Raw genomic sequence first — 15343 nt, 5'->3', positions numbered from 1 at the left:
AAAGGGCAGCCTGGGCTGCCCTTTCGTGCGGTACCGGTGCGTTGCAACCACCGGATGCGGTGCGAAGCTTACTTCGCGACCTTGCCGCTGGCGCGTGCGCCGAACTTGTTCTTGAACTTCTCGACACGGCCTGCCGTGTCCATGATCTTTTGCTGACCCGTGTAGAACGAGTGCGATTCCGACGACACTTCGATCTTGGCGAGCGGGTAGGTCTTGCCTTCGTGCTCGATGGTTTCACGCGTCTGGATCGTCGAGCGCGTGATGAACTTGAAGCCGTTCGACATGTCTTGGAAGACGACTTCGCGGTAGTCCGGGTGAATGCCAGGTTTCATGATTTTCCTTGGTGATAGCGGTAGCCAACCCGCCGCTTGGCCGGCCGTGCCGCCCCGATGGGAGCGTTTCGGCTGACGTCAAGCCCGGCGCGAGCCACTTGCCTAAGGTCGAAAAACGGCGATTATGCCAGAAAATCAGACGGTTGACGAATAATTTTCATGGTGCGTCGAGCGCGCCGGCGCCGGCCGGATCCTGCCGGTAGTAGCGCGCGAGCAGCCGGTACAGCTCCGGAAATTCGGACTCGAACGCTGTCGGTCGCACGAACAGCGCCTCGCTGCATACGGCGAAGAATTCCGACGGGTGGTCGGCCGCATAGGGATCGATCAGCGAGTCCCGCTCGAAGCGCGCCCACGCGCGCTCCGGCACCGCGTCGACGCGCGCGCAGAACTGGTCGTACGCATGTTCGAACACGTCGGCCCAAGCCTGCGCGTCGAGGTGCGGCGCATGCCAGCGGCGAAAAAGGGGCGGATAGCCGTCGGCCGCGCCGTTGACCATGTCGATCTTGTGCGCGAACTCGTGGATCACCACGTTGTATGCATCCCGGCCGTCCGTCATCTGCGCGTCTTCCCACGACAGGATCACGGGGCCGCCTTCCCATGCCTCGCCGCTCGCGTCCTGCTCGACTTCGTGAACGACGCCGTCCTCGTCCTGCACCGTCTTGCGGATCACGAATTCGCCCGGATACACGACGACGCCGACCCAGCCGTCGTACAGCGACAGGTCGAGATTGAGCACGGGCAGGCAGGCCTGCGCGGCGATCGCGACGATCATCGCGTCGGTCAGCTCGAGCCCGTGCGCGGTCGAAAACGATTTTTTCGCGACGAACAGGCTCGTCATCTCGCGCAGCCGGCCGAGCGCGTCGGGCGGAAGATTGGCCAGGAACGGCAGCCGCTCGACGGTTTCGCGCCATAGCGCGTCGGGAATCGGATGGCTGCGCAGCGCGCGGTCGCGGCGGCGGTCGTCGAACCAGCGGGTCAGTTTCGAAAGCATGGAGGCTGCGGACGAAAATCCAAAGCCTGTCTTTTAACTCAATCGATCTGTTTTTGCCATGCCGCGAAGAGGCCGCCGACGAGCGCCACGCCCGCGAGGAAGTAAAAGCCGTCGAGCGACGCGAGGAACGACGCCTGCTGCGCCACCATCCGCGCGATCGACGCGATCGCGAGGCCGTGCGCGTCGTTCAGCGCGTGGCCGGCGGCCGCATAGCCGCGCGTGAGTGCATCGGCGGTCTGCTGGAACAGCGGGTCGAACACGTTCGCGCGCTCGACGAGCCGTGTCTGGTGCACGGCCAGCCGGTGCTGCTCGACGATGATCACCGACGACGTCGCGAACGAGATCGTCAGTTGCCGCACGATGTTCTTGAGCCGGTAGCCGTGCGTGTATTCGTCGATCGCGAAGATGCGGAACGTGAGGTTCGCGACCGGCAGCACGATGAACAGCAGCAGCAACCCGCGCAGCAGCAGCGGGACGATCAGCGCCGCCTCGCCGACCTGCGGCGTCATCCGCGTCATCCACAGCGCGGCCGTGACCGCGATCGCGAACCCCGGCACGACGAACCATTTCTTGTGCGTGACGAATTTCGCGTAGCGCAGATAGGCGAACAGCGCGGTGGCCGAGATCAGCGACATCGTGCCGACCAGGCGCCCGGCGTTCTCGACCGGATAGCCGAGCCCGCCCTCGAGAAACCGCGACGTCAGGTAACTGAAGCCCGTCGTCTCGTAGTAATAGAACATGTAGAGCAGCAGCCCGATCTGGAACGTCCGCTCGCGAAACGCGTGCAGCCGCACGAGCGGCGTCGGGTGATGCCACTGGTGATAGGCGAACCACGCGAGCGCGCCGAGCCCGGCGATCGTCAGCGCGATCAGCATCGGCGAGCCGCTGTAGAGCTGGTAATGCACCTGCTGCAGCACGATCTGCAGCGCCCCTTGCGCGAGCGCGAACAGGACGTACGGCCAGAAGTGGCCGGAACCGCGTTCGTCGTCCGGCGCGCGGCCCGAATCGGGCAGCGTGAGCAGCGCGAGGATCGCGAACGCGATGCCGGCCGGCGCCGTGCACGCGAACAGCGCGCGCCACGTCGAATGCGCGACGAGCAGCCCGCCGACGATCGGCGCGAGCGCGCTGCCGAGCAGGATCATGATCAGGAACGCGCGGGTCGCGGGCGGCCGCTCCTGCGGCTTGAAACTGATCTGGATCAGGATCCGGCACGCGCCCATCATCGGGCCGATGAAATACCCCTGGAAACCGCGCGCGAACGCGAGCGCCAGCGACGTGTCGGCCAGCGCCGACGCGATCGCGCCGAACGAGAACATCAGCATGCAGCCCGCGACGTAGCGGCGATGGCCGAGCCGGTCGACCCACCATTGCTGCTGCAGGATACCGAGCACGGCCGTGACCGCGTAGGCGCTCGACGACCACACGAGTTCGTCGGGCGATGCGTTGATGCCGCCCGCGATGTAGCTCGCGAAGAACGAGAAGACCGCGTTGTCGAAGTAGTCGATGCCCGTGACGAGCGCGAGCGCCCATGGGAACAAGTCCGCGCGCAGGTTCGCGCGGCTCCACAGCGGCGATCGGCCGGGCACCGCGTTCATTCGCGATCCTTGCGGGCGCGCCGCGCGCCGGCTTCCGCCCGCCGCTGCGCGATCAGCGCATCGGCGTTTTCGCCGGCGAGGCGCCGTTCGACGTAGTCGATGTCGTGCTGCAATTCCTTGCGCAGCGCGACGGCTTCCTTCAGTTCGCGCTGGACGGCCGCGATCCGCCGGTCGAGCGTATCGATCTGCTCGGCGAGGCCGGCGCGGATGTCGCGCAGCGATGCATCCGAATAGCGGCGCCGGCCGTCGCCCGTTTCTTCCAGCGGGCGCTTCAGCATTTCGGTGATGCCGTGCAACGAGAAGCCGAGCGCGCGCAGCCGCAGGATGCGCGCGAAGCGCTCGAGGTCGGTTTCGTCGTAGAGGCGGTAGCGGCCTTCGCTGCGCGACGGCGTGACGAGCCCGCGCTCTTCGTAATATTTGAGCGTGCGCGGCGTGACGCCGAGCCGCGACGCGGCGTCGCTGACGGTCAATAACGGGGCGGAGGCATCGTTCGGCATCGGAGGTGGCGGATTTCGGCGGAAGGATGACGCGATTATAGATCAACGTGTACGTTCACGTACAGGTTGGGACCGAGAAACGGCCGCCAGGCGGAATGCGCGGGCGGCCGTGTCGCGCGGCGAGGGCGATCAGCCGCCGCGGCGCATCAGGTCGAAGAACTCGGAGTTGCTCTTCGTCTGGCGGATCTTGTCGAGCAGGAATTCCATTGCCTCGACTTCGTCCATGTCGTGGATGAACTTGCGCAGCACCCAGATCTTCTGAAGGATCTCGGGCTTGATCAGCATCTCTTCGCGACGCGTGCCCGACTTGTTCAGGTTGATCGACGGATAGACGCGCTTTTCCGCGAGGCGGCGCTCGAGGTGCACTTCCATGTTGCCGGTGCCCTTGAACTCTTCGTAGATCACGTCGTCCATGCGGCTGCCGGTCTCGATCAGCGCGGTGCCGATGATCGTCAGCGAGCCGCCTTCCTCGATGTTGCGCGCTGCGCCGAAGAAGCGCTTCGGGCGCTGCAGCGCGTTCGCGTCGACACCACCCGTCAGCACCTTGCCCGATGCCGGGATCACGGTGTTGTAAGCGCGTGCGAGACGCGTGATCGAGTCGAGCAGAATCACGACGTCGTGCTTCATTTCGACGAGGCGCTTGGCCTTCTCGATCACCATTTCGGCGACCTGCACGTGACGCGTGGCCGGCTCGTCGAACGTGGACGCGATGACTTCGCCGGCGACCGAGCGCTGCATTTCGGTCACTTCTTCGGGGCGCTCGTCGATCAGCAGCACGAACAGGACGACGTCCGGGTGGTTCTGCTTGATCGCGTGCGCGATGTGCTGGAGCATCACCGTCTTGCCCGACTTCGGCGACGCGACCAGCAGGCCGCGCTGGCCCTTGCCGATCGGCGCGATCATGTCGATGATGCGGCCCGTGACGTTTTCCTCGCCGCGCATCTCGCGCTCGAGCGCCAGCGGCTTGTTCGGGTGCAGCGGCGTGAGGTTCTCGAACATGATCTTGTGTTTCGAGGCCTCGGGCGGCTGCCCGTTGACTTTGTCGACCTTCACCAGCGCGAAGTAGCGCTCGCCGTCCTTCGGCGTGCGGACTTCACCTTCGATGGTGTCGCCGGTGTGCAGGTTGAAGCGGCGGATCTGCGACGGGCTGATATAGATGTCGTCGGTGCTCGCGAGGTACGACATTTCCGGCGAGCGCAGGAAGCCGAAGCCGTCCGGCAGCACTTCGAGCGTACCGTCGCCGAAGATCGTCTCTCCCGTCTTGGCGCGCTTTTTGAGAATGGCAAACATCAACTCCTGCTTGCGCAGGCGGTTCGCGTTTTCGATCTCCAGGCCATTGGCCATTTCGATCAGTTCGGACACGTGCAGAGACTTGAGCTCGGATAAATGCATACGGAGAACCCGCCAGGGAGGAGAAGCGACGAAAGAAAATAAGGGAGGAGGGCGAGCGGAAGCGCTCAGAGACTTAAATGCGTCTTGCCGACGTTTTTTAATTCTAGCATAGGCCGATTCGCGCTTGAGCGAGCGATCGGCGGCTTGGCGGCGGACGTGTTGCCGACTGACAACACGTCCGCGGATCTGCCGGTATTACAGGTGGCTGTCCAGGAACGCGGTGAGCTGCGATTTCGACAGCGCGCCGACCTTCTGCGCGGCAGCCGCGCCGTTCTTGAACAGGATCAGCGTCGGGATGCCGCGCACGCCGAACTTCGCGGGCGTGGCCTGGTTGTCGTCGACGTTGATCTTCGCGATCTGCAGCTTGTCGCCGTAGTCCTTCGCGACTTCGTCGAGGATCGGGGCGATCATCTTGCACGGGCCGCACCATTCGGCCCAGAAATCGACGAGTACGGGCTTGTCGGACTTGACGACGTCCTGTTCGAACGATGCGTCGCTGATGTGTTTGATCTGTTCGCTCATTGGGTCAATACCTCTTACGGTTCGGGGACTGCCTGCTTGCGCGTTGCGGCGAACCGGCCGCCGTAGGCTGCCGGCCGCCGCGGCAGGTCACTCCGCCTTTCCGGAAAGGAGGGGCGTAAGCGCTGCATCCGCGGCTCGCGGGTCGTTCGGGCGTCATATTAGCCTAAATTGCTATCTGCTGCGGGCGGCGATAGTAGCCGCTACGCGAGTAGGGGTACGACGCGACGTTCGACCGTCGTGCCACGCAGGTGGAGGCCGGTTCGCCAATTGCAAGGGGCGCGCCGCATGCAACGTATCCGAATGGACGACGCGCCGGTTTGCCCGGCGACATTCGCATTGATGCGAACAAACGGTCGCATTCGTCCGGAAGCGGTGATAGAATATGCCGTGACGGGCCTCCTCGCATGGTGGGGCGGTGAACCTGGTCAGGTCGGGAACGAAGCAGCCACAATCGTTTTCCGCCAGTGCCGAGGGTTGGGCTCGTCACCTTCCTTCTCGCCCCGTTCGCCGGGCGTTTTTTATTTCCGCGTCACACTCCGTTCGACCTGCGCGTTGCCCGTGTTCCGCACCGTTTCGCGTGTCGGCGCGACGCAGCGTTACTGATACAATTTCCCGATGACCTATCAAGTTCTCGCACGCAAGTGGCGTCCGAAGGATTTCGCTTCGCTCGTCGGCCAGGAGCACGTCGTCAGGGCGCTCACGCACGCGCTCGACGGCGGGCGTCTCCATCACGCCTATCTGTTTACCGGAACCCGCGGTGTCGGCAAGACGACGCTGTCGCGGATCTTCGCGAAGGCGCTCAACTGTGAAACCGGCGTCACGTCGCAGCCGTGCGGCGTGTGTCGCGCCTGTCGCGAGATCGACGAGGGCCGTTTCGTCGATTACGTCGAGATGGACGCGGCGAGCAACCGCGGCGTCGACGAAATGGCTGCGCTGCTCGAGCGCGCGGTGTACGCGCCCGTCGATGCGCGCTTCAAGGTCTACATGATCGACGAAGTGCACATGCTGACGAACCACGCGTTCAACGCGATGCTGAAGACGCTCGAAGAGCCGCCGCCGCACGTCAAGTTCATCCTCGCGACGACCGATCCGCAGAAAATCCCCGTCACCGTGCTGTCGCGCTGTCTGCAGTTCAACCTGAAGCAGATGCCGGCCGGACACATCGTGTCGCATCTCGAGCGGATCCTCGGCGAAGAGCGGATCACGTTCGAGCCGCAGGCGTTGCGCCTGCTCGCGCGCGCCGCGCAGGGCAGCATGCGCGATGCGCTGTCGCTGACCGACCAGGCGATCGCCTATTCGGCGAACGAGGTGACCGAGTCGGCGGTGTCGGGCATGCTCGGCGCGCTCGACCAGACCTACATGGTGCGCCTGCTCGACGCGCTCGCGGCCGGCAGCGGCCCGGAAATCCTCGCGATTGCCGACGAGATGTCGCTGCGCAGCCTGTCGTTCTCGACCGCGCTGCAGGATCTCGCGAGCCTGCTGCACCGGATCGCATGGGCGCAGTTCGCGCCGGGCTCGGTGCTCGACGAGTGGCCGGAAGCGGCCGATCTGCGCCGTTTCGCGCAGACGCTGAGCCCCGAGCAAGTCCAATTGTTCTATCAGATCGCGACGGTCGGGCGCGCCGAACTCGGCCTGGCGCCGGACGAATACGCCGGATTCACGATGACGCTGCTGCGGATGCTCGCGTTCGAGCCGGCCGTTGGCGCCGGCAGTGCGCCGGGCGGCCAGCCGTCCGTGCCGCCGCGCGCCGTGCCGGCCCCGCGCGCGGCCGCGGCACCGGCCGCCGCCGCGGCGAAGCCGGTATCGGCCGCGCCCGCCAGCGCAGCGCGTCCGCAAGTTGCGACGCCGGCCGCACCTGTCGTGCCGGTCGCACGTTCGATGCCGGCGCAGTCGGGCGACGAAGCCGGGCGATCGGCCGCCAAGCCGGCTGCCGTCCCGTCGCCGGCGGAGGCGGCAGCGCCGGCGCCGGTCGCGGCCGACGCACACGCCATCGTGCCGACGCAGCCGGAAACGAAGGCGGCGCCCACCGGCGACATGCCGGCATCCGCCCTCAAGGAATCCGAGCCGGCTGCCGTTGCCACCGTGCAGCGAAACGACGAACCGGCGCCGCAGGCCGAACCGGTGCCGCGCGCCGCGTCGCCCGAGCCGGCCGCCGCGCGTCCGGCGGCGCGCGCCGGCGGTGCCGCCGCCGCGCTCGACGTGCTGCGCAATGCAGGGATGCGCGTGTCGTCGGACCGCAGTCGTGCAGGCGCTGCGGCCAAGCCGGCGGCGGCCCAGCCGGCCGCCGAGAAGCCGGCCGCGCCGCGGCCGGCCGTGCAGGTGCCGACGCCGCGTGCCGCCGCCCGCGCGCCGCAAGCCGCCGAGGCGCGCCAGTCGTCGCCGCCGTGGGAGGACATCCCGCCCGACGACTACGTGCCGCTCAGCGCCGACGAAATGTTCGGCGGTTCCGACGACGGCTTCGTGCCGGTGTTCGACAGCGGTCCCGACGATGTGAGCGTGACGCCGAAGCCGGCGGACGCGCGTCCGGCCGCGCCGATCGACACGCGCCCGCTGCCGCCGGCGATCGCGCTCGATCCGATCGGCTTCGACGGCGAATGGCCGGCGCTGGCCGCGCGGCTGCCGCTGAAGGGTGTTGCATACCAGCTCGCGTTCAACAGCGAGCTGACGGCCGTCGATGCGAGCGCGTTGAAACTGTCCGTGCCCGTGCCGCAGTATGCGGACGCCGCGCAGGTGGCGAAGCTGAAGGCCGCGCTGGCCGATGCGCTCGGCAAGCCGGTCGAGGTGATCGTGGAGGTCGGGCCCGCACGGCGCACCGCGGCGGCGCTCGATGCGGCCGCGCGCGCGGCACGCCAGCGCGAAGCCGAGCAGGAGATTCACGGCGATCCGTTCGTCCAGCAGCTCGTGCGCGAGTTCGGTGCGCGCATCGTCGAGGGGTCGGTGCGTCCGCTCGCCGATTCGTCGCCGGACGGCGCGCCGCCTACACTCCATTGAACTGAGCGCCCCGCGACAGGCACAATCACGCCCCGCACACATTGGCCGGCACGCGCCGCGTGCCGGTTTTCACACGATCGAGAAGGAGTATTCCCATGTTGAAAGGCAACCTCGCCGGACTGATGAAGCAAGCGCAGCAAATGCAGGAAAACATGAAGAAGATGCAGGAGCAGCTTGCGCTGATCGAGGTCGAAGGGCAGTCGGGCGCCGGCCTCGTCAAGGTGACGATGACGTGCCGCAACGAAGTGCGCCGCGTGTCGATCGACCCGAGCCTGCTCGCGGACGACAAGGACATGCTCGAGGATCTCGTCGCCGCTGCGTTCAACGACGCGGTGCGCAAGGCCGAAGCCACGTCGCAGGAAAAGATGAGCGGCATGACGTCGGGCCTGCCGCTGCCCCCGGGCTTCAAGCTGCCGTTCTGAGCGCGGCGTCCTTGCCACCGTTTGCCGCCGTATGAAACAGCCGTCCGCCCTGTCCGCTCTCGTCGAAGCGTTGCGCGTGCTGCCCGGCGTCGGGCCGAAATCCGCGCAGCGCATGGCGGTTCACCTGATGCAGCACGACCGTGAGGGCGCGGAGCGGCTCGGCCGGTCGCTGCTGTTCGCGACCGAGCACCTGCAGCATTGCGAAAAGTGCAACACGTTCACCGAAGCGCAGATCTGCGAGGTCTGCAGCGACGAGGAGCGTGATCCGACGCTGCTGTGCGTCGTCGAGACGCCCGCCGACCAGATCATGCTCGAGCAGACGATGACCTACCGCGGGCTGTATTTCGTGCTGATGGGGCGACTGAGCCCGCTCGACGGAATCGGTCCGAAGGAAATCCATTTCGACCGCCTCGTGCGGCGCGCATCCGACGGCGTCGTCAAGGAAGTCGTGCTCGCGACCAACTTCACGAACGAAGGCGAAGCCACCGCCCACTATCTCGGCCAGACGCTCAAGGCGCGCGGGCTGGCGGTCACGCGTCTCGCGCGCGGCGTGCCGGTGGGCGGCGAGCTCGAGTACGTGGACGCGGGCACCATCGCCCGCGCGATGCTCGATCGCCGCACGATGTAAGCCGGGCGCCGCCTGCTAGCGGCGCCGTTCCTCATGCCAGGGAGACACATGAGCACCAGCCAGGGCCCGCTCGCGGGCGTCAAAGTGCTCGAATTCGGAACGCTGATCGCGGGGCCGTTCGCGTCGCGGCTGTTCGCCGAATTCGGTGCGGAAGTGATCAAGATCGAGGATCCGAACGGCGGCGACCCGCTGCGCAAATGGCGCAAGCTCTACCCGGAGCAGGGCGGCACGTCGCTGTGGTGGTCCGTGCAGGCGCGCAACAAGAAATCGGTCACGCTGAACCTGAAAGCCGACGCCGGCAAGGCGATCGCGCGGCAACTCGCGAGCGAGGCCGACATCGTGATCGAGAACTTCCGTCCGGGCCTGCTCGAAAAGCTCGGGCTCGGCTACGACGTGCTGTCGGCCGACAATCCGGGCCTCGTGATGGTGCGCCTGTCCGGCTACGGGCAGACGGGCCCGTACCGCGACCGGCCCGGCTTCGGCGCGATCGCCGAATCGATGGGCGGGCTGCGCCACATCACCGGCTATCCCGATTTGCCGCCGCCGCGCATCGGCATCTCGATCGGCGATTCGATCGCCGCGCTGCACGGCGTGATCGGCGCGCTGATGGCGCTCCATCACCGCAAGGTCAACGGCGGCGCGGGGCAGGTGGTCGACGTTGCACTGTATGAAGCCGTCTTCAACATGATGGAAAGCGTAGTGCCCGAATACGGCGTGTACGGGATGGTGCGCGAGCGCACCGGCGCGTCGCTGCCGGGCATCGTGCCGTCGAACACGTATGCATGCCGCGACGGCAGCATCGTGATCGGCGGCAACAGCGACCCGATCTTCAAGCGGCTGATGAAGGCGATCGAGCGCGACGACCTCGCCGACGATCCCGCGCTCGCGCAGAACGACGGGCGCGTGCCGCGCACGCAGGAAATCGACGACGCGATCGCCGCGTGGCTCGCGCCGCGCACGATCGACGAGGCGCTCGGCGTGCTGAACGCGGCCGACGTGCCGGCCGGACGCATCTACAGCGCGGCCGACATGTTCACCGATCCGCAATTCGTCGCGCGCCAGATGATCCAGCGGTTCAAGCTGGCCGACGGCACGGACATTCCGCTGCCGAACATCACGCCGAAGCTGTCGGCCACGCCGGGCGAAACGCGCTGGCTCGGGCCCGAGCTCGGCGAGCACACCGACGAGGTGCTGCGCGGCCTCGGCTACGACACGCAGGCGATTGCCGCATTGCGCGAGGCGGGCGCGATCTGAGCGCAGCCGGCCCGGCGCGTCGCGCCGGGCTTCCCGACGATGGTATTCCGTCGACGAGACTTTCGTCGGGGCGGCAAACCGGGCGACACGGTGTTTTCCCCAGCGCGCGGAACGCCGCCGCGCAGTACGGCGGCGCATCGCCCGTCCATGCGTATACCCGCCCGTCTGCGGTGGCTGGACTGTCGCTCTCGCGCCATCCTTCCTCGGTTACAATCGCCGGATGCGAATCCTACTCAGCAACGACGACGGCTATCTCGCCCCCGGTCTCGCCGCGCTCAGCGAAGCGCTGCGGCCGCTGGCCGAGCTTACGGTGATCGCGCCCGAGCAGAACTGCAGCGGCGCGTCGAATTCCCTCACGTTGTCGCGGCCGCTGTCGGTGCAGCGTGCAGCGGGTACGGGTTTCTTCTACGTGAACGGCACGCCGACCGATTCGGTGCACGTCGCGCTGACGGGGATGGCCGATGCGAGGCCGGACATCGTCGTGTCCGGTATCAACAACGGCCAGAACATGGGCGAAGACACGCTCTATTCGGGGACAGTTGCAGCCGCCACCGAAGGCATCATGTTCGGCGTGCCGGCCATCGCGTTCTCGCTGGTCGACAAGGGCTGGACGCATCTGGCCGACGCCGCGCGCGTCGCCGCGGAAATCGTCGCGCACTACCTCGCGCATCCGCTGCCGGGCCAGCCGCTGCTGAACGTCAACATTCCGAACCTGCCGTACGATCAACTGAAGGGCTGGAAGGTCACGCGCCTCGGCAAGCGTCATCCGTCGCAGCCGGTGATTCGCCAGACCGACCCGCGCGGCGAGCCGATCTACTGGATCGGCGCCGCGGGCGAGGCGCTGGACGCCAGCGAAGGCACCGATTTCCATGCCGTCGCGAACGGTTTCGTGTCGATCACGCCGCTGCAGCTCGATCTCACGCATACGCAGATGCTGCCCGCGACGCGCGAATGGGCGCGCGCCGGAGGGCGGGCTTCATGAGCGGCGAGCGCGCGAAGCGGTTCCCGCTCGCGCTCGAAGATCTCAAGCGAGCGCCACGCAAGTCGGAAAAAGGCCGGGCCGGCGAACGCCAGACGGCGAGCGCGGTGCCGAAGGCCGCCGACAAACCCGCGGCCGCGCTGAAACCGGTCGCGGTGAAACCGGTTGCGGTGAAGCCGGCAGCCTTGCGTGCGCCGCAGCCGGGCATCGCCGCCGCGAAGCCGGCGACTGCACCGAAGCCCACCGCACTGAAACCTGCGCTGCCGAAGCCGGCCGCGCCGAGTGTCGCGCCGGCCGGCGCGTTCGCGCTTACGTCGGAACGTGTGCGCGAGCGGATGGTCGAACGCCTGCGCGCGAACGGCGTGACCGATGCGCGCGTGCTGGACGCGATGGCCGCGGTGCCGCGCCACCTGTTCGTGGATCCGGGGCTCGCGACGCAGGCCTACGAGGATTCGGCGCTGCCGATCGGCCACCAGCAAACCATTTCAAAGCCGTCGGTCGTCGCGCGCATGATCGAGCTCGCGATGGCCGGCCGCACGCTCGAGCGCGTGCTCGAGATCGGCACGGGCTGCGGCTATCAGGCCGCCGTGCTGAGCCACGTGGCACGCGACGTGTATTCGATTGAACGCATCAAGCCGCTTTACGAGCGCGCGAAGCTGAACCTGCGGCCGCTGCGCGTGCCGAACATCCGTCTGCACTACGGCGACGGGCGTGTCGGCCTGCCGTCCGCGGCCCCGTTCGACGCGATCGTGATCGCGGCGGCGGGGCTCGACGTGCCGCAGGCGCTGCTCGAGCAACTCGCGATCGGCGGGCGGCTCGTCGCGCCCGTCGGTGCGCAGAGCGGACAGCACCAGGTGCTCACGCTCGTCGAGCGCGTCGCGCACGCGCAATGGCGAGAGTCCCGGCTTGATCGCGTTTTCTTTGTCCCTTTAAAATCCGGAGTGATTTGAAACCGATGAGTATGTTGCGCGCGATGCAAAACAACCGATCCAGGGAACCGCTCACGCTCGCCCAGCGCGCGATCTGTGTGGCTGCTTTCTCCACGCTGCTGGCCGCCTGTGCGACGCGGCTCGACAACGCGCCCGTCGTCGACCGCTCCGGGGCGCTCGGCACGAGCAGCGCCGCGCAGCCCGCGGTGCCGCTCGGCCCGCCGCCGCCCGGCTTCTATCGGGTAAAGCCGGGTGACACGCTGTACCGGATCGCGCTCGAGAACGGGCAGAACTATCGAGACATCGCGTCGTGGAACAATCTGGCGAACCCGAACCAGATCGAAGTCGACCAGTTGCTGCGTGTCGCGCCGCCGGGCGGCGCCGCGGTCGCGGGCGCGCCGGCCACCGCGCCGATCGCCGGTGGTGCGGTCGCGACCGCGCCGCTGAGCAGCGGCCCGGCCACGCCGGCTGCCGGCACGTCGTCGGCACTTGCCGCCACGCCGCCGGCCGCGGCAACGGGATCGAGCGATACGGCCGCGGCCCCGAGCGGTCCCGTGACGTTCGCGTGGCCCGCGCGCGGCCCCGTGCTGAACGGGTTCGACGATGCGAAGAACAAGGGTGTCAATATCGGCGGGACGGCCGGCGAGGCCGTGAAGGCAGCAGCAGACGGCCGCGTCGTTTACTCCGGCAACGGGCTGCGTGGTTACGGCAACCTCATTATCATCAAACACGATGCAACTTACCTCACGGCGTATGCACACAATCGCGCTTTGATGGTAAAAGAGGGGGACGCGGTAACGAAGGGGCAGAAGATCGCCGAGATGGGTAACAGCGATGCCGACCGCGTGATGCTGCATTTCGAGGTTCGCCGGCAGGGTAAGCCTGTCGATCCGCTGAAGTATTTGCCGCCTCAATAACCGAGACGACCATGCCGAAATCGAAGCGCCACGAGCCGCAAGCCGAGTCTGAGAAGATCAGTCGTGCCACGCAAGCATCGGTGGGGCGAGCAGGTGCTTCGACGGACGACGAAGACGACGTCGCGGAAAACGAACGCGATCTCGAGGCACGCGACGCCGACGCCGACGCGGACGGTGGCGACGACGAGCGCGAAGGCCGCCAGGAAGCAGTCCCGGACGTCGACGATTTCCGCACGCTGCTGCAGGCCGAACTCACGGCCGACACGATCCAGCATTACCTGAACCGCATCAGCGTGAAGCCGCTGCTGACCGTCGAGGAAGAGCAGCGCTATTCGCGCCTCGCGAAGGCCGGCGAATTCGAAGCGCGGCAGGTAATGATCGAGCGCAACCTGCGTCTCGTCGTCAGTATCGCGAAGGGGTACCTGAACCGCGGCGTGCCGCTGCTCGACCTGATCGAGGAAGGCAACCTCGGCCTGATGCATGCGATCGAGAAATTCGACCCGACGCGCGGGTTCCGTTTCTCGACGTATGCGACGTGGTGGATCCGGCAGAGCATCGAGCGGGCGATCATGAACCAGGCCCGCACGGTACGCCTGCCCGTGCACGTGATTCGCGAACTGAACCAGGTGCTGCGCGCGAAGCGCCACCTCGAAAAGAATTCGATGTCGACGGGCGAGGCGGCCGAGCGCCGCGAAGCCAGCATCGACGACATCGCCTATCTCACCGGCAAGACCGCCGAGGAAGTCACCGATATCCTCGCGCTCAACGAACACACGGCGTCGCTCGACGCGCCGCTCGACCTCGATCCCGCGAGCAGCCTGCTCGACCTGCTGCCCGACGACCAGAGCCAGTCGCCCGACGCCGAGGTGCAGCACCGCGAGCTCGAAACGCTGACGCGCGCGTGGCTATCGCGGCTGTCCGACAAGCACCGGCACGTGATCGAGCGCCGCTTTGGCCTGAACCACATCGAACCGGCGACGCTCGAGGAGCTTGCCGACGAGATGGGGCTCACGCGCGAGCGCGTGCGCCAGATCCAGCAGGAAGCGCTGGTGCGCCTCAAGCGGTTCTTCGCCTCCAACGGCGTGCGCAAGGACGCCGTTCTGTAACTGATGACTCCGATTCTCGTTTTTGACATCGAGACGATTCCCGATGTCGACGGCATCCGCCGTCTGGAAGACCTGCCCGCGACGCTCGACGATGCCGCGGTGGCCGAACATGCGTTTGCCGCACGCCGCGAGAAGACCGGCGGCGATTTCCTGCCGCACCACCTGCAGCGGATCGCGGCGATCTCGTGCGTGTTCCGCGACAACAACGGTTTTCGCGTGCGCTCGCTCGGGACGCCGCAGGACAACGAAGCCACGCTGATCCAGTCGTTCTACCGCGTGATCGAGAAATACACGCCGCAACTCGTGTCGTGGAACGGCGGCGGTTTCGATCTGCCGGTGCTCCATTACCGCGCGCTCGTGCACGGCATTCCCGCCACCCGCTACTGGGATCTCGGCGAGGACGACCGCGAATTCAAGTGGAACAACTACATCTCGCGCTATCACTCGCGGCATACCGACCTGATGGACGTGCTGGCGATGTATCAGGCGCGCGCGAACGCGCCGCTCGACGCGCTGGCGAAGCTGTGCGGTTTCCCGGGCAAGCTCGGGATGGACGGCAGCCAGGTATGGCCGGCGTTCCGCGACGGCCGAATCGACGAAATCCGCAACTATTGCGAAACCGACGTCGTCAACACCTACCTGCTGTATTGCCGGTTTCAGTTGATGCGCGGCGGGCTGACGCCGAGCGAGTACGCCGACGAAATCCTGCTCGTGAAGAACGCGCTCGCGCTGGAGCCGGCGCCGCATTGGGCCGAATACCTGGCCGGCTTCGACGCGTAGCGCGGGCG

15 protein-coding genes and 1 other RNA gene are annotated in these 15343 nt (G+C 66.9%); 10 read left to right on the top strand and 6 right to left on the bottom strand.

What is annotated here, in order from left to right:
* Positions 1 to 68: 68 nt before the first annotated feature.
* From WS64_RS08000 to trxA, 6 genes are all read right to left on the bottom strand, one after another.
* Entirely contained in the window at positions 69 to 332 is a 264-nt protein-coding gene (locus WS64_RS08000) for a type B 50S ribosomal protein L31 (protein WP_040144297.1), read from the bottom strand.
* A gap of 157 nt (positions 333 to 489) precedes the next feature.
* Entirely contained in the window at positions 490 to 1323 is an 834-nt protein-coding gene (locus WS64_RS07995) for a M90 family metallopeptidase (RefSeq protein WP_060966189.1), read from the bottom strand.
* Positions 1324 to 1361: 38 nt separating this feature from the next.
* Positions 1362 to 2918, bottom strand: coding sequence for an MFS transporter (locus tag WS64_RS07990; protein WP_059585299.1), 1557 nt, complete (start codon positions 2916 to 2918; stop codon positions 1362 to 1364).
* On the bottom strand, positions 2915 to 3415 hold the full coding sequence (locus WS64_RS07985; RefSeq protein WP_059585300.1) for a MerR family transcriptional regulator: 501 nt from the start codon (positions 3413 to 3415) through the stop codon (positions 2915 to 2917). Before WS64_RS07985 ends, WS64_RS07990 begins: the two co-directional genes overlap by 4 nt.
* A 129-nt stretch (positions 3416 to 3544) precedes the next feature.
* Positions 3545 to 4807, bottom strand: coding sequence for a transcription termination factor Rho (gene rho, locus WS64_RS07980; protein WP_006753675.1), 1263 nt, complete (start codon positions 4805 to 4807; stop codon positions 3545 to 3547).
* Positions 4808 to 5002: 195 nt separating this feature from the next.
* Entirely contained in the window at positions 5003 to 5329 is a 327-nt protein-coding gene (gene trxA / locus WS64_RS07975; protein ID WP_006402348.1) for a thioredoxin TrxA, read from the bottom strand.
* Positions 5330 to 5718: 389 nt separating this feature from the next.
* Here trxA and ffs point away from each other — a divergent pair.
* From ffs to WS64_RS07925, 10 genes are all read left to right on the top strand, one after another.
* An RNA gene (gene ffs, locus WS64_RS07970) (signal recognition particle sRNA small type) lies at positions 5719 to 5817 on the top strand.
* A gap of 127 nt (positions 5818 to 5944) precedes the next feature.
* On the top strand, positions 5945 to 8320 hold the full coding sequence (locus WS64_RS07965) for a DNA polymerase III subunit gamma/tau (protein WP_060966188.1): 2376 nt from the start codon (positions 5945 to 5947) through the stop codon (positions 8318 to 8320).
* 95 nt (positions 8321 to 8415) lie between these two features.
* Positions 8416 to 8742, top strand: coding sequence for a YbaB/EbfC family nucleoid-associated protein (locus WS64_RS07960; protein ID WP_006482124.1), 327 nt, complete (start codon positions 8416 to 8418; stop codon positions 8740 to 8742).
* A 31-nt stretch (positions 8743 to 8773) separates the two neighbouring features.
* On the top strand, positions 8774 to 9370 hold the full coding sequence (gene recR / locus WS64_RS07955) for a recombination mediator RecR (RefSeq protein ID WP_006478665.1): 597 nt from the start codon (positions 8774 to 8776) through the stop codon (positions 9368 to 9370).
* Between the two features lie 48 nt (positions 9371 to 9418).
* Entirely contained in the window at positions 9419 to 10624 is a 1206-nt protein-coding gene (locus tag WS64_RS07950; protein WP_059585302.1) for a CaiB/BaiF CoA transferase family protein, read from the top strand.
* A gap of 220 nt (positions 10625 to 10844) precedes the next feature.
* Positions 10845 to 11606 (top strand): 5'/3'-nucleotidase SurE, encoded by a 762-nt coding sequence (surE, locus tag WS64_RS07945; protein WP_060966187.1) that lies wholly within the window; start codon positions 10845 to 10847, stop codon positions 11604 to 11606.
* Complete coding sequence (locus WS64_RS07940) at positions 11603 to 12553, top strand: protein-L-isoaspartate(D-aspartate) O-methyltransferase (protein ID WP_059645784.1); 951 nt, start codon at positions 11603 to 11605, stop codon at positions 12551 to 12553. The genes surE and WS64_RS07940 overlap by 4 nt, the downstream gene beginning before the upstream one ends.
* Before the next feature lie 5 nt (positions 12554 to 12558).
* Positions 12559 to 13449, top strand: a complete 891-nt coding sequence (locus tag WS64_RS07935) for a peptidoglycan DD-metalloendopeptidase family protein (protein ID WP_060966186.1) — start codon at positions 12559 to 12561, stop codon at positions 13447 to 13449.
* An 11-nt stretch (positions 13450 to 13460) separates the two neighbouring features.
* Positions 13461 to 14555 carry an RNA polymerase sigma factor RpoS gene (gene rpoS, locus WS64_RS07930; protein WP_060316434.1) on the top strand — a complete coding sequence of 365 codons (1095 nt, stop codon included), beginning with the start codon at positions 13461 to 13463 and terminating at the stop codon, positions 14553 to 14555.
* A gap of 3 nt (positions 14556 to 14558) precedes the next feature.
* Positions 14559 to 15335 carry a 3'-5' exonuclease gene (locus tag WS64_RS07925; RefSeq protein WP_059645787.1) on the top strand — a complete coding sequence of 259 codons (777 nt, stop codon included), beginning with the start codon at positions 14559 to 14561 and terminating at the stop codon, positions 15333 to 15335.
* Positions 15336 to 15343: the final 8 nt, after the last annotated feature.

Origin of the sequence: Burkholderia anthina, assembly GCF_001547525.1 — a bacterium.
Classification (GTDB): Bacteria; Pseudomonadota; Gammaproteobacteria; order Burkholderiales; family Burkholderiaceae; genus Burkholderia; species Burkholderia semiarida.
This window is presented reverse-complemented; position numbering and strand designations above follow the sequence as displayed.